The sequence below is a fragment of the Neobacillus sp. Fa239 genome, from assembly GCF_055395235.1.
In genome coordinates this window covers 5,618,816-5,636,412 of sequence record NZ_AP041611.1, presented here as the reverse complement: position 1 = coordinate 5,636,412, position 17,597 = coordinate 5,618,816, and the positions used below count along the sequence as shown (strand labels likewise).

The 17,597-nt window shown below is 41.3% G+C and carries 26 protein-coding genes; all 26 read right to left on the bottom strand.

From position 1 onward, the window contains the following. Window position 1 precedes the first annotated feature (1 nt). Window positions 2-184, bottom strand: coding sequence for a 50S ribosomal protein L30 (rpmD, locus tag ACZ5XR_RS27915; RefSeq protein WP_464499650.1), 183 nt, complete (start codon window positions 182-184; stop codon window positions 2-4). Between the two features lie 13 nt (window positions 185-197). Next, window positions 198-698: a 30S ribosomal protein S5 gene (gene rpsE, locus ACZ5XR_RS27910; RefSeq protein ID WP_223595843.1), complete on the bottom strand. Its 501-nt coding sequence runs from the start codon at window positions 696-698 to the stop codon at window positions 198-200. A gap of 24 nt (window positions 699-722) precedes the next feature. Then, window positions 723-1,085, bottom strand: coding sequence for a 50S ribosomal protein L18 (gene rplR, locus ACZ5XR_RS27905; RefSeq protein ID WP_464499648.1), 363 nt, complete (start codon window positions 1,083-1,085; stop codon window positions 723-725). A 34-nt stretch (window positions 1,086-1,119) separates the two neighbouring features. Beyond that, window positions 1,120-1,656 carry a 50S ribosomal protein L6 gene (rplF, locus tag ACZ5XR_RS27900; protein ID WP_464499647.1) on the bottom strand — a complete coding sequence of 179 codons (537 nt, stop codon included), beginning with the start codon at window positions 1,654-1,656 and terminating at the stop codon, window positions 1,120-1,122. A 31-nt stretch (window positions 1,657-1,687) separates the two neighbouring features. Beyond that, on the bottom strand, window positions 1,688-2,086 hold the full coding sequence (gene rpsH, locus ACZ5XR_RS27895) for a 30S ribosomal protein S8 (protein WP_464499646.1): 399 nt from the start codon (window positions 2,084-2,086) through the stop codon (window positions 1,688-1,690). A 30-nt stretch (window positions 2,087-2,116) separates the two neighbouring features. Continuing rightward, window positions 2,117-2,302 (bottom strand): type Z 30S ribosomal protein S14, encoded by a 186-nt coding sequence (locus tag ACZ5XR_RS27890; RefSeq protein WP_464499645.1) that lies wholly within the window; start codon window positions 2,300-2,302, stop codon window positions 2,117-2,119. Window positions 2,303-2,326: 24 nt separating this feature from the next. Continuing rightward, window positions 2,327-2,866 carry a 50S ribosomal protein L5 gene (rplE, locus tag ACZ5XR_RS27885; protein WP_464499644.1) on the bottom strand — a complete coding sequence of 180 codons (540 nt, stop codon included), beginning with the start codon at window positions 2,864-2,866 and terminating at the stop codon, window positions 2,327-2,329. Between the two features lie 27 nt (window positions 2,867-2,893). Next, window positions 2,894-3,202, bottom strand: coding sequence for a 50S ribosomal protein L24 (gene rplX / locus ACZ5XR_RS27880; RefSeq protein ID WP_464499643.1), 309 nt, complete (start codon window positions 3,200-3,202; stop codon window positions 2,894-2,896). A gap of 36 nt (window positions 3,203-3,238) precedes the next feature. Further along, on the bottom strand, window positions 3,239-3,607 hold the full coding sequence (rplN, locus tag ACZ5XR_RS27875; protein ID WP_464499642.1) for a 50S ribosomal protein L14: 369 nt from the start codon (window positions 3,605-3,607) through the stop codon (window positions 3,239-3,241). A gap of 39 nt (window positions 3,608-3,646) precedes the next feature. After that, complete coding sequence (gene rpsQ / locus ACZ5XR_RS27870) at window positions 3,647-3,910, bottom strand: 30S ribosomal protein S17 (RefSeq protein ID WP_464499641.1); 264 nt, start codon at window positions 3,908-3,910, stop codon at window positions 3,647-3,649. 21 nt (window positions 3,911-3,931) lie between these two features. Further along, entirely contained in the window at window positions 3,932-4,132 is a 201-nt protein-coding gene (gene rpmC / locus ACZ5XR_RS27865; RefSeq protein ID WP_251472022.1) for a 50S ribosomal protein L29, read from the bottom strand. Then, entirely contained in the window at window positions 4,122-4,556 is a 435-nt protein-coding gene (gene rplP / locus ACZ5XR_RS27860) for a 50S ribosomal protein L16 (RefSeq protein ID WP_026574094.1), read from the bottom strand. The genes rpmC and rplP overlap by 11 nt, the downstream gene beginning before the upstream one ends. Window position 4,557: 1 nt before the next feature. Further along, on the bottom strand, window positions 4,558-5,214 hold the full coding sequence (gene rpsC / locus ACZ5XR_RS27855) for a 30S ribosomal protein S3 (protein ID WP_464499640.1): 657 nt from the start codon (window positions 5,212-5,214) through the stop codon (window positions 4,558-4,560). 3 nt (window positions 5,215-5,217) lie between these two features. Beyond that, a complete protein-coding gene (gene rplV / locus ACZ5XR_RS27850; RefSeq protein WP_464499639.1) occupies window positions 5,218-5,559 on the bottom strand; it encodes a 50S ribosomal protein L22 in 342 nt (113 codons plus the stop codon). A gap of 17 nt (window positions 5,560-5,576) precedes the next feature. Then, on the bottom strand, window positions 5,577-5,855 hold the full coding sequence (gene rpsS / locus ACZ5XR_RS27845) for a 30S ribosomal protein S19 (protein ID WP_312473838.1): 279 nt from the start codon (window positions 5,853-5,855) through the stop codon (window positions 5,577-5,579). A 60-nt stretch (window positions 5,856-5,915) separates the two neighbouring features. Then, window positions 5,916-6,746 (bottom strand): 50S ribosomal protein L2, encoded by an 831-nt coding sequence (rplB, locus tag ACZ5XR_RS27840; protein ID WP_464499638.1) that lies wholly within the window; start codon window positions 6,744-6,746, stop codon window positions 5,916-5,918. A gap of 29 nt (window positions 6,747-6,775) precedes the next feature. Further along, window positions 6,776-7,060 (bottom strand): 50S ribosomal protein L23, encoded by a 285-nt coding sequence (gene rplW, locus ACZ5XR_RS27835; protein WP_464499637.1) that lies wholly within the window; start codon window positions 7,058-7,060, stop codon window positions 6,776-6,778. Beyond that, complete coding sequence (rplD, locus tag ACZ5XR_RS27830; protein WP_464499636.1) at window positions 7,060-7,683, bottom strand: 50S ribosomal protein L4; 624 nt, start codon at window positions 7,681-7,683, stop codon at window positions 7,060-7,062. The genes rplW and rplD overlap by 1 nt, the downstream gene beginning before the upstream one ends. Before the next feature lie 29 nt (window positions 7,684-7,712). Beyond that, on the bottom strand, window positions 7,713-8,339 hold the full coding sequence (gene rplC, locus ACZ5XR_RS27825; RefSeq protein ID WP_464499635.1) for a 50S ribosomal protein L3: 627 nt from the start codon (window positions 8,337-8,339) through the stop codon (window positions 7,713-7,715). Between the two features lie 39 nt (window positions 8,340-8,378). Further along, on the bottom strand, window positions 8,379-8,687 hold the full coding sequence (gene rpsJ / locus ACZ5XR_RS27820; protein ID WP_007085291.1) for a 30S ribosomal protein S10: 309 nt from the start codon (window positions 8,685-8,687) through the stop codon (window positions 8,379-8,381). 433 nt (window positions 8,688-9,120) lie between these two features. Then, window positions 9,121-10,308 (bottom strand): elongation factor Tu, encoded by a 1,188-nt coding sequence (gene tuf, locus ACZ5XR_RS27815; RefSeq protein ID WP_464499634.1) that lies wholly within the window; start codon window positions 10,306-10,308, stop codon window positions 9,121-9,123. Window positions 10,309-10,429: 121 nt separating this feature from the next. Further along, a complete protein-coding gene (fusA, locus tag ACZ5XR_RS27810) occupies window positions 10,430-12,511 on the bottom strand; it encodes an elongation factor G (protein WP_464499633.1) in 2,082 nt (693 codons plus the stop codon). 48 nt (window positions 12,512-12,559) lie between these two features. Further along, a complete protein-coding gene (rpsG, locus tag ACZ5XR_RS27805) occupies window positions 12,560-13,030 on the bottom strand; it encodes a 30S ribosomal protein S7 (protein ID WP_213121086.1) in 471 nt (156 codons plus the stop codon). 39 nt (window positions 13,031-13,069) lie between these two features. Next, window positions 13,070-13,492, bottom strand: coding sequence for a 30S ribosomal protein S12 (rpsL, locus tag ACZ5XR_RS27800; protein ID WP_027322663.1), 423 nt, complete (start codon window positions 13,490-13,492; stop codon window positions 13,070-13,072). A gap of 102 nt (window positions 13,493-13,594) precedes the next feature. Next, the gene (locus ACZ5XR_RS27795) at window positions 13,595-13,843 is read right to left on the bottom strand and encodes a 50S ribosomal protein L7ae-like protein (RefSeq protein WP_464499632.1); all 249 of its coding nucleotides are present in this window, start codon (window positions 13,841-13,843) and stop codon (window positions 13,595-13,597) included. Window positions 13,844-13,994: 151 nt separating this feature from the next. Beyond that, entirely contained in the window at window positions 13,995-17,594 is a 3,600-nt protein-coding gene (gene rpoC, locus ACZ5XR_RS27790; RefSeq protein ID WP_464499631.1) for a DNA-directed RNA polymerase subunit beta', read from the bottom strand. Window positions 17,595-17,597: the final 3 nt, after the last annotated feature.

Here is a 17,597-nt window from a genome sequence, read left to right as displayed (position 1 = left end):
ATTATTGTTCTTTTACTGTTACAAGGTGAGCAACTTTGTTAATCATACCGCGAATAGCAGCGTTATCTTGATGCTCAACTGTTTGATTTACCTTACGTAAACCTAATGCAGTAACTGTTGCGCGTTGATCCTCAGGGCGACCAATTACGCTGCGGTTGAGGGTAACTAATAGTTTATTCGCCATTTGAATTCCCCCCTTATCCTAACAGTTCTTCTACTGATTTACCACGTAATTTTGCTACGTCTTCAGCACGTTTTAATTGTTTTAAACCATCAACTGTTGCACGAACCATGTTGATTGGTGTGTTTGTTCCAAGTGATTTAGAAAGGATATCAGCTACCCCAGCTAATTCAAGAACGGCACGGACTGGGCCTCCTGCGATAACTCCTGTACCTTCAGAAGCAGGTTTTAGAAGAATTTCGCCAGCTCCAAAACGTCCAATTACTTGGTGAGGAACAGTTGTTCCAACCATTGGCACCTCAACTAAGTTTTTCTTAGCATCTTCGATAGCTTTACGGATCGCATCTGGTACTTCTTGTGCTTTACCAGTACCGAAACCGACATGACCGTTTTTATCTCCAACTACTACAAGAGCAGAGAAACGGAAACGACGTCCGCCTTTAACAACTTTCGCAACACGGTTTACCGTAACTACGCGTTCTTCTAGTTCAAGTTTGTTTGGATCAATACGACGCATCTTTTTGTGTCCCTCCTTTGTCTATTAAAATTGTAGGCCGTTTTCGCGGGCAGCATCAGCTAGTGCTTGAATACGTCCATGATAAAGGTATCCGCCACGATCAAAGATAACATCAGTGATACCTTTTTCTACTGCACGTTTAGCAACTAATTCTCCGACCTTTTGTGCAGCTTCAACATTACTTGAAGACTCAAGATTAAAATCTTTATCTAATGTAGAAGCACTTGCTAAAGTAACTCCATTCATGTCATCGATAATTTGAGCATAAATGTGTTTGTTAGAACGGAACACATTTAGACGTGGACGAGTTGAAGTACCGCTAAGTTTCGCACGAACACGAGCATGTCTTTTCTTGCGAACAGCGTTTTTATCAAGCTTCGTAATCATTTACGTCACTCCTTTCGTTTACCCAATAAGGCTATTACTTACCTGTTTTACCCTCTTTACGACGAACAAATTCGCCTTCGTAACGAATTCCTTTACCTTTGTAAGGCTCTGGAGGACGAACTCCGCGAATATTGGCAGCTAATGCACCAACACGTTCTTTGTCTGTACCTTTAACAACTACTTTTGTATTTGATGGTACTTCAATTTCAAGACCATTTTCAGGTTCGATTTCAACTGGATGAGAGTAACCAACGTTTAATACAAGCTTGTTACCTTGCTTTGAAGCACGGTATCCAACCCCGATTAATTCTAGATTTCTTGTGAATCCAGTAGAAACACCTTCAACCATGTTTGCAATAACCGCACGTGTTGTACCGTGCAATGCGCGGTGTTCTTTTGCATCTGATGGACGAGTGATCGTAACTACGTTTTCTTCAACGTTAATGGTGATTTCAGGATTAAAAGAGCGAGAAAGTTCTCCTTTAGGTCCTCTAACAATAACGGAATTATTATTAACAGTAACTGTAACTCCAGCTGGAATTTCAATCGGTTTTTTCCCTACGCGAGACATTTAGTGCACCTCCATTCATTCAGAAACTCTTTTACCAAACGTAAGCTAATACTTCTCCGCCAATTTGCTTAGAACGAGCTTCTTTATCAGTAATAACACCTTGTGATGTTGAAACTAACGCGATACCAAGACCGTTAAGTACACGAGGTACCTCAGTTGATTTTGCGTAAACGCGAAGACCAGGCTTGCTTATGCGCTTCAGACCAGTAATAACACGTTCGTTATTTGCACCGTATTTTAAGAAGATACGGATGATACCTTGTTTATTGTCTTCGATAAATTCAACGTCACGTACGAAACCTTCACGTTTTAAGATTTCAGCAATTTCTTTTTTCATATTAGAAGCAGGCACTTCTAACTTTTCGTGACGCACCATATTCGCATTACGAATGCGAGTAAGCATATCAGCAATTGGATCTGTCATGACCATTATTTTTACCTCCTTCCACAACTCTGGTTTTTACCAGCTAGCTTTTTTGACACCAGGAATTTGTCCTTTGTATGCTAATTCACGGAAACAAATACGGCAAAGCTTAAATTTACGATATACAGAGTGTGGACGGCCGCAGCGTTCGCAGCGAGTGTACTCTTGTACTGCATATTTAGGCGCGCGTTTTTGTTTCGCAATCATTGACTTTTTAGCCACGTTTTCGCCTCCCTTATTTAGCGATTACTTTTGGAATGGCATTCCAATTTGAGTTAACAGTTCACGAGCTTCTTCATCAGTGTTAGCAGTCGTAACGATAACGATATCCATACCACGAATTTTGCTTACTTTATCGTAATCAATTTCAGGGAAGATTAATTGTTCCTTAATACCCAAAGTATAGTTACCGCGACCGTCAAATGCTTTCTTAGATACACCACGGAAGTCACGTACACGAGGTAAAGAAACAGAAACTAATTTATCCAAGAATTCGTACATACGCTCTCCGCGAAGAGTTACCTTCGCACCGATCGGCATACCTTCACGAAGACGGAAGCCAGCGATAGATTTCTTTGCACGAGTTACTAATGGCTTTTGACCAGTAATTGTAGCAAGTTCTTCTACTGCATTATCTAGTGCTTTAGCGTTTTGAACAGCGTCACCAACGCCCATGTTCAGAACGATTTTTTCAATTTTTGGTACTTGCATAACTGATTTATAGTTGAATTTGCTCACAAGAGCAGGAGAAATTTCTTTAACAAATTTTTCTTTGAGGCGGTTCACTTATTGTACCTCCCTTCTTAATTTAAACTATTTATCTAAAACTTCACCGGATTTTGCTACGCGCACTTTCTTGCCATCAACCGTTTTGTAACCTACGCGAGTTGGGTTACCAGACTTAGGATCGATAGGCATAACGTTTGATACATGAATAGGAGCCTCGAAGCTTAAGATTCCGCCCTGCGGATTCGCTTGAGAAGGCTTAGAATGCTTTTTGACAATGTTTACGCCTTCTACTAGTACGCGGCTTTCTTTTGGATAAGCTGCTAGGATAACGCCTGTTTTGCCTTTATCCTTACCAGAGATGACTCTTACTTTGTCACCTTTTTTCACATGCATCTGTTCGCACCTCCTTAAAGGCATTTGAATTTAAAATTATAATACTTCTGGAGCTAATGATACGATTTTCATGAAGTTGTTATCGCGAAGTTCGCGGGCAACTGGTCCGAAGATACGAGTACCGCGTGGGCTCTTATCATCTTTGATAATTACACATGCGTTTTCGTCGAATTTAATGTAAGTACCGTCAGCGCGTCTAGCACCACTTTTAGTACGAACAATAACAGCTTTAACAACGTCACCTTTTTTAACAACGCCACCTGGTGTTGCTTGTTTTACTGTACAGACGATCACATCGCCAATACCTGCAGTTTTACGGCCTGAACCCCCAAGTACTTTAATGGTAAGTACTTCACGTGCACCAGAGTTGTCAGCAACTTTTAAACGTGATTCTTGTTGAATCATGTGTGTAACCTCCCTTCGGAATCAAGCTTTTCCGAACAATTAAATAATAACAGCTTTTTCTACTACTTCTACTAAACGGAAGCGTTTCGTAGCTGAAAGCGGGCGAGTTTCCATGATACGTACGATATCGCCAACTTTTGCCTCGTTTTGCTCATCATGAGCTTTAAACTTTTTAGAGTACTTAACGCGTTTACCGTATAATGGATGCTTTTTGTGTGTTTCGACTAAAACAGTAACGGTTTTATCCATTTTGTCAGAAACAACGCGTCCAGTGTAAACTTTGCGTTGGTTGCGTTCACTCATCGGGTGAACCTCCTCTCAATATTACTTGTTTACGCTGATTTCTCTCTCACGAATCACAGTTTTCATGCGAGCAATCGCTTTGCGTACTTCACGGATACGAGCAGTATTTTCAAGTTGTCCTGTCGCCAATTGAAAGCGAAGGTTGAAAAGCTCTTCTTTTAAGGATTTAACTTTTTGTTCAATTTCAGCAGTGGTAAGGTCACGAATTTCATTAGCTTTCATTTGATTCACCACCAATTTCTTCTCGTTTTACAAACTTACATTTAACTGGAAGTTTGTGCATTGCAAGACGAAGAGCTTCACGAGCGATTTCTTCTGAAACGCCAGCGATCTCAAACATAATTTTCCCTGGTTTAACGACGGCTACCCATCCTTCAGGTGCCCCTTTACCAGAACCCATCCGCACCTCAAGAGGCTTAGCAGTATATGGCTTATGAGGGAAGATTTTAATCCAAACTTTACCGCCACGTTTCATGTAACGTGTCATCGCAATACGGGCAGCTTCGATTTGACGGTTCGTGATCCAAGAAGCTTCTAAAGCTTGTAGACCATATTCACCGAATGTTACTTCAGTGCCGCCTTTTGCGTTACCACGCATTTTCCCACGGTGTTGACGGCGATATTTTACGCGTTTTGGCAATAACATATTATTTGCCTCCTTCCTCAGTTTTCTTCTTAGTAGGAAGGACTTCTCCACGATAGATCCATACTTTTACGCCAAGCTTACCGTAAGTGGTGTCTGCTTCAGCCGTAGCATAGTCGATGTCGGCGCGAAGTGTATGAAGTGGAACTGTTCCTTCGCTGTAGTGTTCTGAACGAGCAATATCTGCACCGCCTAAACGACCGGAAACCATAGTTTTGATACCTTTAGCACCTGCACGCATAGCACGTTGAATAGCTTGTTTTTGTGCACGACGGAAAGATACACGATTTTCTAATTGACGAGCAATATTTTCAGCAACTAGTTTTGCATCAACATCAGCTTTCTTGATTTCAAGAATGTTGATATGAACACGTTTGCCAGTTAATTGATTTAATGCTTTACGAAGTGCTTCAACTTCCGTACCACCTTTACCGATAACCATTCCTGGCTTCGCAGTATGAACAGTTACGTTCACACGGTTAGCAGCACGTTCAATTTCTACTTTAGAAACAGAAGCATCTTTTAAACGCTTCGTGATGTACTCACGAACTTTAAGGTCTTCGTGTAAAAGATCAGCAAAGTCTTTACCTGCGTACCATTTAGATTCCCAATCACGGATGATTCCGATACGCAAACCGACTGGATTTACTTTTTGACCCACTGATTATCCCTCCTTCTTTTCTGATAGAACGATTGTAATGTGGCTTGTGCGCTTATTAATTTGGCTAGCACGACCCATTGCGCGAGGACGGAAACGTTTTAACGTTGGTCCTTCATCAACAAAAGCTTGAGTTACTACCAAGCTATTAACGTCCATTTCATAATTGTGCTCGGCATTTGCCATAGCAGATTTTAATACTTTTTCAACGATTGGAGAAGCAGCCTTAGGTGTGAGATTTAAAATCGCCACAGCTTCACCAACTTGCTTTCCTCGAATTAAATCGACGACTAAACGTGCTTTACGAGGAGCAATTCGAACTGTTCTTGCAACAGCTTTAGCTTGCATTTGGATGCCCTCCTCTCTTAACGTCTTGTTTTCTTATCATCATTACCGTGACCTTTGTAAGCACGTGTTGGAGCAAATTCTCCAAGTTTGTGTCCTACCATGTCTTCAGTAACATACACAGGCACATGTTTGCGGCCATCATAAACAGCGATTGTGTGGCCAATAAATTGTGGGAAAATCGTAGAACGACGTGACCAAGTTTTAACAACTTGCTTACCATCGGTTTCATTTAACTTTTCAATCTTAACCATTAAATGATCATCAACGAATGGTCCTTTTTTTAAGCTGCGACCCATGAATGAACCTCCCTTCGTGACAGTTCTACGGTTCCGCATTTGAACCGTAGCCAAGTCACGTTATTTTTTACGACGACGTACGATAAACTTGTCGGATTTATTTTTCTTCTTACGTGTTTTGAATCCAAGAGTTGGTTTACCCCATGGAGACATTGGTGATTTACGTCCGATTGGAGCGCGACCTTCACCACCACCGTGTGGGTGATCATTAGGGTTCATAACAGATCCACGAACAGTTGGGCGTTTGCCTAACCAGCGGTTACGACCTGCTTTACCAATCTTAATTAGTTCATGTTGTTCGTTACCAACTTGACCGATTGAAGCACGGCACTCAGATAGTATCATACGAACTTCGCCAGAAGTCAAACGTACAAGTACGTATTTTCCTTCTTTACCAAGAACTTGTGCAGAAGTACCTGCAGAGCGTACCAATTGTCCGCCTTTACCAGGTTTTAACTCAATGTTGTGTACCACAGTACCAACAGGAATATTTGCTAATGGAAGAGCGTTACCCACTTTAATGTCAGCCTCAGGACCAGACATAACCTCCATACCTACTTGAAGGTTTTTTGGAGCTAGGATATAACGTTTTTCTCCATCTACATAATTGATTAATGCAATGTTTGCAGAACGGTTTGGATCATACTCAATTGTGGCAACGCGTCCTGGAATGCCATCTTTTGTACGTTTAAAGTCGATTAAACGATATTGACGCTTATGGCCGCCACCTTGATGACGAACAGTTAACTTACCTTGGTTATTACGGCCGCCTTTTCTCGTTAATGGAGCTAATAGAGATTTTTCTGGTGTGCTAGTTGTGATTTCTGCGAAATCAGAACTTGTCATACCGCGACGACCATTAGAGGTAGGTTTGTACTTTTTAATCGCCATTTTATTTCCCTCCTCTTCTTGTTAGATTCTTACGACTCAAAGAATTCGATTTCTTTGCTGTCAGCAGTTAATTTTACAATTGCTTTACGACGTTTATTTGTGTAACCACCGAATTTGCCCATGCGCTTAAATTTACCTTTATAGTTCATGATGTTAACTTTCTCAACATCAACGCCGAAGATTTCTTCAACAGCATCTTTAACTTGAGTTTTGTTAGCTTTTACATCAACTTCAAATGTATATTTTTTCTCAGCCATTAGGTCAGTAGAACGTTCAGTGATAACGGGGCGCTTAATGATATCGCGTGCATCCATTATGCAAGCACCTCCTCTACTTTTTCAACCGCTGCTTTCGTCATGATCAACTTATCATGATTTACAACGTCTAATACGTTGATTCCATCAGCTGTTACAACAGTTACACCAGGAATGTTACGAGCAGATAATGCTACGTTTTCATCTAGGTCAGCAGTAACGATAAGTGCTTTCTTCTCTACAGAAAGACCACCTAATACTGATTTGAATTCTTTAGTTTTTGGCGCATCGAAAGTTAAGCTTTCAAGTACCAAGATTTTTTCGTCTAACACTTTAGATGAAAGTGCAGATTTGATCGCTAAGCGACGCACTTTTTTCGGTAATTTATAGCTGTAGCTGCGTGGTGTTGGACCGAATACAGTACCACCTCCGCGCCATTGTGGAGAACGGATAGACCCTTGACGAGCACGACCAGTTCCTTTTTGACGCCATGGTTTACGTCCACCGCCGGCTACTTCAGAACGACCTTTTACTTTATGAGTTCCTTGACGTAGTGAAGCACGTTGCATAACGATTGCTTCAAATAATACGTGTTGGTTTGGCTCAAGACCAAATACTGAATCATTAAGTTCGATTTCACCAACTTGTGATCCCGCTTGGTTTAATAATGCTACTTTAGGCATGCTTTTGTTCCTCCTTTCTTACGACGTAATTATGCTTTAACCGCACTTTTAATTTTTAATAGAGCTTTTTTCGCTCCTGGAACATTACCTTTGATTAAAAGCAAGTTGCGCTCAACGTCAACTTTGACAATTTCAAGGTTTTGTACAGTTACTTGTTCTCCACCCATACGTCCAGGTAATGCTTTACCTTTAAATACACGGTTAGGAGCAACAGGTCCCATTGAACCAGGACGACGATGGTAACGAGAACCGTGAGCCATAGGGCCGCGAGATTGTCCGTGGCGCTTGATCGAGCCTTGGAAACCTTTACCTTTTGAGATTCCTGTTACATCTACAGTTTCACCTGCAGCAAAAATATCAACTTTGACTTCTTGACCAACTTCATACCCTGCTAAGTCAACTCCGCGAATTTCGCGAACGAAGCGCTTAGGAGCAGTATTTGCTTTCGCAACATGGCCTTTTTCTGGTTTGTTAGCTAATTTTTCACGTTTGTTTTCAAATCCTACTTGGATAGCTTCGTAGCCATCAGTTTCAACTGATTTCTTTTGAAGAACAACGTTCGCAGCTGCCTCAACCACAGTTACTGGGATTAAATTGCCGTTCTCAGCAAATACTTGAGTCATACCAATCTTTCTTCCTAAGATTCCTTTGGTCATTTAGTCACACCTCCTATATTATATCTTGATTTATTGTTATTAAAGTTTAATTTCGATATCAACACCAGATGGTAAATCTAAACGCATTAATGCATCAACTGTTTGTGGAGTTGGATTAACGATGTCGATTAGACGCTTATGTGTCCGCATTTCGAATTGCTCACGAGAATCTTTGTACTTATGAACCGCACGAAGGATCGTGTAAACTGATTTTTCAGTCGGAAGTGGAATCGGACCAGATACGGCTGCACCAGAACGTTTCGCTGTTTCCACGATTTTTTCAGCTGATTGATCAAGAATTCTGTGATCATATGCTTTTAAACGGATACGAATTTTTTGTTTTGCCATTATTTTCCCTCCTTTATCGCCTATTTTCTAAATAGACATACTCAGTGAAAATTTCCCACACACTCGCCATGGCAAAGCGGCCGGGTGTGTCAGCAACCTTCCACATCATCGCAGTCAAAGACCAACATTGTCTATTATACATAAAAGTTATATCAAACGCAACATATATCTTGATTTTCTTTTATGTTTCTTGTGCTCTAGCACACTTTTATTATTATAACGACTCGGCAATGGTTTTTCAAGTAATATTCGCGTTCTCCAATAATATCCTAAATTTAAAGATCAAATGTGTCATTTTAGTGAGTTTTCAGGACCAATGCACTTCCATATAGAAGTATAAAAATTCATTCAATATATAATAGAAGAAACTCGTTTTTGTTTGATCAAAATAAAAAGCAGGTGGATCGTCACCCACCTGCTTTTTTATAAAAAATTATTCTTGGATTGTAGTGATTGAACCTGAACCTACAGTACGTCCGCCTTCACGGATAGAGAACTTTGTACCTTCTTCGATTGCAACTGGAGCGATTAGCTCAACAGTCATTTCGATGTGGTCACCAGGCATAACCATTTCTGTACCTTCTGGAAGATTACAAATACCTGTAATATCAGAAGTACGGAAATAGAATTGTGGACGGTAGTTTGTGAAGAATGGAGTATGACGTCCACCTTCTTCTTTAGATAATACGTAAACTTGTGCTTTGAACTTTGTGTGTGGAGTGATTGACTTTGGTTTAGCCAAAACTTGTCCACGTTCGATTTCTTCACGAGCTACCCCACGAAGAAGTGCACCAATGTTGTCTCCAGCTTCTGCAAAGTCAAGAAGCTTACGGAACATTTCTACACCTGTTACAGTAGTAGATTTTGGCTCTTCAGTGAAACCAACGATTTCAACTACGTCACCAACTTTAACTACACCACGCTCTACACGTCCTGTAGCAACAGTTCCACGACCAGTGATTGAGAATACATCCTCAACTGGCATCATGAAAGGCTTGTCAGTGTCACGAGTTGGAGTTGGGATAAATTCGTCAACAGCAGTCATAAGCTCAATGATTTTTTCTTCCCATGCAGCATCGCCTTCTAATGCTTTAAGAGCAGAACCTTTGATAACTGGAGTGTCATCGCCAGGGAATTCGTATTCAGAAAGAAGGTCACGGATTTCCATTTCTACTAATTCAAGAAGTTCTTCGTCATCAACCATATCACACTTGTTCATGAATACTACAAGGTATGGAACACCTACTTGACGAGAAAGAAGGATGTGCTCACGTGTTTGTGGCATTGGACCATCAGTTGCAGATACAACAAGGATACCGCCGTCCATTTGTGCAGCACCAGTGATCATGTTTTTAACATAGTCAGCATGTCCTGGGCAGTCTACGTGTGCATAGTGACGAGCATCAGTTTCATATTCTACGTGTGCAGTAGAGATTGTGATACCACGTTCTCTTTCTTCTGGAGCACCGTCGATTTGATCATATGCGCGTGCTTCTGCTTTACCAGATTTAGCAAGAACAGAAGTGATTGCAGCTGTTAAAGTTGTTTTACCATGGTCAACGTGACCAATTGTACCGATATTTACGTGTGGCTTTGAACGGTCGAATTTAGCTTTACCCATTAGGAAGTCCTCCTTTAAATTATAAAAGTTTAAGTATAGTTATTTATGGAAGCTGCATAATGGTTGTCGCAGCTTCCATGCTTACATTAGTAGTTATACTTTAATGAAAGGTGAAAATCAATTATTCACCTTTATTTTTTTTGATAATTTCTTCAGAAACTGATTTTGGTACTTCTTCATAGTGGTCAAAGTGCATAGAGAATACTCCACGACCTTGAGTGCTTGAACGAAGTGCAGTTGCATAACCAAACATTTCTGAAAGTGGAACCATTGCACGAACAACTTGAGCGTTACCGCGAGCTTCCATACCTTCCACACGGCCGCGTCTTGCTGTGATTTGACCCATGATATCCCCTAGATACTCTTCAGGGATAACAACTTCAACTCTCATAACAGGCTCTAAGATGACTGGTTGACACTTAGAAGCTGCGTTTTTCAATGCCATGGATGCGGCAATTTTAAACGCCATTTCAGAGGAGTCAACATCATGGTAAGAACCGTCGAATAATCTTGCTTTAATATCAACTAATGGATACCCAGCAAGAACACCGCGATTTAGAGCATCTTCAAGTCCAGCTTGAACTGGAGCGATGTATTCACGAGGAACAACACCACCGACAATACCGTTTTCAAATTCGAATCCTTTACCTTCTTCGTTAGGTGAGAATTCGATCCAAACGTGACCGTATTGTCCACGACCACCAGATTGACGAGCGAATTTACCTTCCACTTGTGCAGAAGCACGGAATGTTTCACGGTAAGCAACCTGTGGTGCACCTACATTTGCTTCAACCTTAAATTCGCGACGCATACGGTCAACGATGATATCAAGGTGAAGTTCACCCATTCCGGCGATGATAACCTGTCCAGTTTCTTGGTCGGTATGTGCACGGAATGTTGGGTCTTCTTCTTGAAGCTTTTGCAATGCAGTTGTCATTTTGTCTTGGTCTGCTTTTGATTTTGGTTCAACAGAAAGTTGAATAACTGGTTCAGGGAATTGCATAGATTCTAGGATAACAAGGTTTTTATCATCACATAGAGTGTCGCCAGTTGTTGTATCTTTTAAACCTACTGCTGCTGCAATATCACCGGCATAAACCTTAGAGATTTCTTGACGGCTGTTTGCGTGCATTTGCAGGATACGTCCTATACGCTCACGCTTGCCTTTAGTAGAGTTCTGAACATATGATCCAGACTCTAGAGTACCAGAGTAAACGCGGAAGAACGTTAATTTACCAACATAAGGGTCAGTCATAACTTTGAATGCAAGAGCTGAGAATGGCTCTTCATCACTTGAATGACGTTCAATAACTTCTTCTTCATCATCAATAGCGTGACCTTTAATAGCAGGTACATCTAATGGAGATGGAAGGTAGTCAATAACGGCATCTAGCATTAACTGAACACCTTTGTTTTTGAAAGCAGATCCACAGATTACTGGGTAGAATTCAACATTAACAGTACCTTTACGAATCCCTGCTTTAAGTTCTTCTTTGGTGATTTCTTCACCGCTAAGGTATTTTTCCATTAATTCTTCATCTAGTTCAGCAACCGCTTCAACTAATTTCTCATGATATTCATCAGCTTGCGCACGGTATTCATCAGGAATTTCACGAACTTCAATGTCAGTACCTAAGTCATTACCATAGAATACAGCATTCATTTCCACTAGGTCAATGATTGCTTCAAACTGATCTTCAGCACCGATTGGAAGCTGAATTGGGTGAGCATTTGCTTGTAAGCGGTCATGAAGTGTTCCTACAGAATATAAGAAGTCAGCTCCAATTTTGTCCATCTTATTAACGAATACTACACGTGGTACTCCATAAGTTGTTGCTTGACGCCAAACTGTTTCAGTTTGAGGTTCAACACCTGATTGCGCATCAAGAACGGCTACAGCACCATCAAGTACACGGAGGGAACGTTCAACTTCAACTGTGAAGTCTACGTGTCCTGGAGTGTCAATGATGTTAACGCGGTGACCATGCCATTGCGCAGTTGTTGCTGCGGAAGTAATGGTAATTCCGCGCTCCTGTTCTTGCTCCATCCAGTCCATCTGAGATGCACCTTCGTGTGTTTCACCGATTTTATGAATTTTACCAGTGTAATAAAGTACACGCTCAGTGGTGGTTGTTTTACCGGCATCGATGTGAGCCATGATGCCGATATTGCGAGTATTTTCCAAGGAGAACTCTCTTGCCATTGGGTCTTTCTCCTTCCTAGTATGAAAGTTTTTATATTGAAGGTTAAATTACCAACGATAGTGAGCAAACGCTTTGTTTGCTTCTGCCATTTTGTGTGTATCTTCACGTTTCTTAACTGATGCGCCAGAGTTGTTAGCTGCATCCATGATTTCGTTAGCTAGACGCTCTTCCATTGTTTTTTCACCGCGAAGACGCGCATAGTTAACTAACCAGCGAAGACCTAGTGTTGTACGACGGTCTGGGCGCACCTCAACTGGTACTTGGTAGTTCGCACCACCTACACGGCGTGCTCTTACCTCTAGTACTGGCATGATGTTTTTCATTGCTGCTTCGAATACTTCCATAGGTTCTTTTCCAGAACGTTCACGAATTGTATTGAATGCAGAATAAAGAATTTCTTGTGATTTACCTCTTTTACCGTCGATCATCATTTTGTTGATCAAACGAGTCACTAGCTTTGAGTTGTAAAGTGGATCTGGTAATACATCTCTTTTTGCTACAGGACCTTTACGTGGCATATTTTTTCCTCCTTTCAAAGAAGCTGTTATTTATATCGATTATTTTTTAGCAGCTTTTGGTCTCTTAGTACCATATTTTGAGCGTCCTTGCATACGGTTGTTAACACCAGCTGTATCAAGTGCTCCACGTACGATGTGATAACGTACCCCTGGTAAGTCTTTTACACGTCCTCCGCGAATAAGAACAACGCTGTGCTCTTGAAGGTTGTGGCCAATACCAGGAATGTATGCAGTCACCTCAATACCGTTCGTTAAGCGTACACGAGCATATTTACGTAACGCTGAGTTCGGTTTCTTTGGAGTCATTGTACCAACACGAGTACATACTCCGCGTTTTTGTGGTGAAGATACATTTGTTTGTGATTTTTTAAAGCTGTTATAGCCTTTATTAAGCGCAGGTGATTTTGATTTTTCCTCTTTTGTTTGACGAGGTTTGCGCACTAACTGATTAATAGTAGGCATGATTTTTCCTCCCTTCATAAATTGTAAGCCCACACATCCAGGCGGTTCATTTTTTTGCAAAAACAAAGTTTTTGCAGACTACTCTATCTACAAAAACAGTTTTTAACGGATAATAGCAACAGCAGAAGCACCAACTTCAATTCCACATGCATTTCCGAGTTTGTACATCGAGTCAACATATTGGATTGGTACACCTGTTGCAAGAGCTTGATTTATAACAATAGCTGTCACTCTCGCTTCAGCATCGTCAGCAACGATCAATTCTTGCACCTGACCTTCTTTAAGTGCTTTTACTGTTTGTTTTGTTCCTATAACGAGCTTTTTAGCCCGTAATACTTTTTCATAAGACATTTTCATATCCTCCAAAGTACTAGGTGAATAGGAGCACCTTTGATATATTAACACCTTAGTAAAAAGATGTCAACTAAAGTTCAAAAAAATATTTAAGATTACTCTTTAAAATGAGGATGACTTATGAGTCATCCTCATTCCAAAAATTTGTTTAGTCAATCGTTACCGTTTCATCTGAAAGTGAATCTGTTAAGACCGGTTCAGCTTTACGGTACCTCTGCATACCAGTACCTGCTGGTACAAGCTTACCAATGATAACATTTTCTTTTAAGCCAAGCAATTCATCGCGCTTGCCTTTGATCGCTGCATCGGTAAGAACCCTTGTGGTTTCTTGGAAGGATGCCGCAGACAGGAATGAATCTGTTTCAAGGGAAGCCTTCGTAATACCAAGTAATACTGGACGTCCAGTTGCAGGTAATTTACCTGATAGCAACGCTTTTTCATTGGCATCAGTAAATTGGTGAATATCTAAAAGTGTACCCGGAAGAACATCAGTTTCACCCGCATCAATCACACGTACTTTGCGAAGCATTTGTCGTACCATTACCTCAACGTGTTTATCGCCGATTTCTACCCCTTGCATACGATAAACCTTTTGTACTTCACGCAATAGGTATTCTTGAACAGCGTTTACGTCTTTAACCTTGATTAATTCTTTCGGGTCAATTGAACCTTCTGTTAATTCTTGACCACGGGCCACTTGATCATTCACAGCCACTTTCAAGCGTGCGGTGTATGGAGCATTGTAAGTCCGAGACTCCACTTCACCTTGAACCACAATTTCATGCTGACGGTCGCGTCCTTCGTTAATACCGACGACAATACCATCAATTTCGGAAATAACGGCAACCCCTTTAGGATTACGAGCTTCAAAAATCTCTTGAATACGTGGTAAACCTTGAGTGATATCGTCTCCGGCAACCCCGCCTGTATGGAATGTACGCATGGTTAACTGTGTCCCTGGTTCACCGATAGATTGTGCAGCAATAATACCAACTGCTTCACCCACTTCAACCTCTTGACCAGTTGCTAAGTTACGGCCATAACATTTTTTACATACACCATGGCGTGTGTTACATGTAAAGGCTGAGCGGATTTTAACTTCTTCAATTCCTGCTCCAACAATGATTTCAGCTAAATCTTCTGTGATCAAGCCGTTTTCAGGTACAAGGACTTCCTTCGTTTCAGGATGTTTAATTGGATTTCGAGCATAACGGCCAATTAGACGTTCTTCTAATGATTCGATAACCTCAGTACCATCTTTTAACGATCTGATTAACAATCCTCGGTCTGTTCCACAATCATCGTCACGGACAATAACATCCTGAGCCACATCAACCAGACGACGTGTTAAATAACCTGAGTCAGCTGTTTTAAGGGCAGTATCGGCAAGTCCTTTACGCGCACCGTGTGTGGAAATAAAGTATTCCAATACCGTTAATCCTTCACGGAAACTTGATTTAATTGGTAATTCGATAATACGTCCAGCCGGGTTGGCCATCAGTCCGCGCATACCAGCAAGCTGTGTAAAGTTCGATGCGTTACCACGGGCACCTGAATCACTCATCATGAAAATTGGATTGGTCTTGTTCAAGGATTTCATTAGCTTTCCTTGAATGACATCCTTCGCCTGACTCCAGATTGCAATGACACGGTCATAACGCTCATCTTCCGTGATTAAACCACGTCTGAATTGTTTCATAACATTATCAACTTTCGCCTGTGCTTCATGAAGGATTTGCTGCTTCTCGCCAAGAACGACGATATCCGCAACACCAACTGTAATACCAGCTTTTGTTGAGTGCTTAAATCCTAAGTCTTTCATGCGGTCAAGCATTTTAGACGTTTCGGTAATTTTGAATCGCTTGAATACCTCAGCGATAATATTTCCAAGAATTTTCTTCTTAAATGGATCAACGATTGGCATTTCTTTAATTCTTGCTATAACATCTTCCCCTTTTTCAACAAAATACTTTTCAGGGGTTTTCACCTCTAAATTGTCCCTTGTCGGTTCATTGATATATGGGAAAGATTTCGGCAGAATTTCATTAAAAATTAATTTACCTACCGTGGAAATGAGAAGTTTTTGATTCTGTTCTTCAGTAAAGGTCTCATTTTTTAAAGAACCGGCATGCACGGCAACGCGTGTATGGAAATGCACATAGCCATTCTGGTATGCAAGTATTGCCTCATTTGTATCTTTAAAAATCATTCCTTCACCGACTGCACCGTCTCGTTCCAACGTCAAGTAATAGTTACCAAGCACCATGTCCTGGGAAGGGGTAACAACTGGCTTTCCATCTTTCGGATTCAAGATATTTTGAGCAGCCAGCATTAACAAACGTGCTTCAGCTTGCGCTTCTGCAGATAGTGGAACGTGTACCGCCATTTGGTCACCGTCAAAGTCGGCGTTATAGGCTGTACAAACAAGCGGATGAAGGCGAATCGCCCGTCCTTCAACAAGTGTCGGTTCAAATGCCTGAATCCCTAATCTATGCAATGTAGGGGCACGGTTTAATAGAACCGGATGCTCTCTAATGACATCTTCGAGCACATCCCACACTTCTGGTGACACTCTTTCAATCTTCCGCTTTGCAGACTTAATGTTGTGAGCTAAGCCCTTTTCAACAAGTTCTTTCATGACAAATGGTTTGAAAAGCTCAAGAGCCATTTCTTTTGGAAGTCCGCATTGATACATTTTTAAGTTTGGACCTACAACGATAACGGAACGTCCTGAATAGTCTACACGTTTCCCAAGCAGGTTTTGACGGAAACGGCCTTGTTTCCCTTTTAACATGTGGGAAAGTGATTTTAATGGACGGTTACCAGGTCCTGTAACTGGTCGGCCGCGGCGGCCGTTATCAATAAGTGCATCCACTGCTTCTTGTAACATCCGCTTTTCGTTTTGAACGATGATGCTTGGTGCACCAAGGTCTAATAAACGCTTTAGACGGTTGTTACGATTGATTACACGACGATAGAGGTCGTTTAAGTCGGACGTAGCAAATCTTCCCCCGTCTAATTGAACCATCGGGCGAAGTTCTGGAGGTATAACAGGCAGTACATCAAGAACCATCCATGACGGCTCATTTCCTGAACCACGGAAAGCCTCTAATACTTCAAGACGCTTAATCGCACGAGTGCGGCGTTGTCCTTGAGCTGTTTTTAATTCTTCTTTTAAACCGTCTACTTCTTTATTTAAATCAATATCCGATAAAAGCTTTTTAATAGCCTCAGCACCCATGGAAGCTTGGAATTTGTTTCCGAACTTCTCGCGATATGCCCGATATTCCTTCTCGGATAAGAGCTGCTTCTTATCAAGAGCTGTATCTCCGGATTCTGTCACAACATAGGAAGCAAAATAGATTACTTCTTCCAATGCGCGAGGAGACATATCTAATACTAGCCCCATCCGGCTCGGGATTCCTTTGAAATACCAAATATGTGATACAGGAGCTGCAAGCTCAATGTGTCCCATCCGCTCACGGCGCACTTTTGCACGAGTGACTTCTACACCGCATCGATCACATACTACACCTTTATAACGAACCCGCTTATATTTTCCACAATGACATTCCCAGTCCTTTGTAGGACCAAAAATTCTTTCGCAGAATAAGCCGTCCTTTTCTGGCTTCAACGTACGATAGTTAATGGTTTCTGGCTTTTTCACTTCTCCGAATGACCATGAACGGATTTTATCCGGTGAAGCAAGGCCAATCTTCATATACTCAAAATTATTAACATCCAGCAAGGG

Bases quoted from the DNA above. Each gene is read 5' to 3' on its own strand.
- rplD (WP_464499636.1), bottom strand. From the start codon at position 7,683: ATGCCTAAAGTAGCATTATTAAACCAAGCGGGATCACAAGTTGGTGAA.
- rpsE (WP_223595843.1), bottom strand. From the start codon at position 698: ATGCGTCGTATTGATCCAAACAAACTTGAACTAGAAGAACGCGTAGTT.
- rpsJ (WP_007085291.1), bottom strand. From the start codon at position 8,687: ATGGCAAAACAAAAAATTCGTATCCGTTTAAAAGCATATGATCACAGA.
- rplP (WP_026574094.1), bottom strand. From the start codon at position 4,556: ATGTTATTGCCAAAACGCGTAAAATATCGCCGTCAACACCGTGGGAAA.
- rpsQ (WP_464499641.1), bottom strand. From the start codon at position 3,910: ATGAGTGAACGCAACCAACGCAAAGTTTACACTGGACGCGTTGTTTCT.
- rplB (WP_464499638.1), bottom strand. From the start codon at position 6,746: ATGGCGATTAAAAAGTACAAACCTACCTCTAATGGTCGTCGCGGTATG.
- rplW (WP_464499637.1), bottom strand. From the start codon at position 7,060: ATGGATGCACGCGATATCATTAAGCGCCCCGTTATCACTGAACGTTCT.
- rplN (WP_464499642.1), bottom strand. From the start codon at position 3,607: ATGATTCAACAAGAATCACGTTTAAAAGTTGCTGACAACTCTGGTGCA.
- ACZ5XR_RS27795 (WP_464499632.1), bottom strand. From the start codon at position 13,843: ATGTCTTATGAAAAAGTATTACGGGCTAAAAAGCTCGTTATAGGAACA.
- rplX (WP_464499643.1), bottom strand. From the start codon at position 3,202: ATGCATGTGAAAAAAGGTGACAAAGTAAGAGTCATCTCTGGTAAGGAT.
- rpsS (WP_312473838.1), bottom strand. From the start codon at position 5,855: ATGGGTCGCAGCTTAAAAAAAGGACCATTCGTTGATGATCATTTAATG.
- rpsG (WP_213121086.1), bottom strand. From the start codon at position 13,030: ATGCCACGTAAAGGTCCTGTAGCAAAAAGAGATGTATTACCAGATCCA.
- rpsL (WP_027322663.1), bottom strand. From the start codon at position 13,492: ATGCCTACTATTAATCAGTTAGTGCGCAAACCTCGTCAAACAAAAGAG.
- rplC (WP_464499635.1), bottom strand. From the start codon at position 8,339: ATGACCAAAGGAATCTTAGGAAGAAAGATTGGTATGACTCAAGTATTT.
- rplV (WP_464499639.1), bottom strand. From the start codon at position 5,559: ATGCAAGCTAAAGCTGTTGCAAGAACAGTTCGAATTGCTCCTCGTAAA.
- fusA (WP_464499633.1), bottom strand. From the start codon at position 12,511: ATGGCAAGAGAGTTCTCCTTGGAAAATACTCGCAATATCGGCATCATG.
- rpsH (WP_464499646.1), bottom strand. From the start codon at position 2,086: ATGGTCATGACAGATCCAATTGCTGATATGCTTACTCGCATTCGTAAT.
- rplF (WP_464499647.1), bottom strand. From the start codon at position 1,656: ATGTCTCGCGTAGGGAAAAAACCGATTGAAATTCCAGCTGGAGTTACA.
- rpmD (WP_464499650.1), bottom strand. From the start codon at position 184: ATGGCGAATAAACTATTAGTTACCCTCAACCGCAGCGTAATTGGTCGC.
- rplR (WP_464499648.1), bottom strand. From the start codon at position 1,085: ATGATTACGAAGCTTGATAAAAACGCTGTTCGCAAGAAAAGACATGCT.
- rpmC (WP_251472022.1), bottom strand. From the start codon at position 4,132: ATGAAAGCTAATGAAATTCGTGACCTTACCACTGCTGAAATTGAACAA.
- tuf (WP_464499634.1), bottom strand. From the start codon at position 10,308: ATGGGTAAAGCTAAATTCGACCGTTCAAAGCCACACGTAAATATCGGT.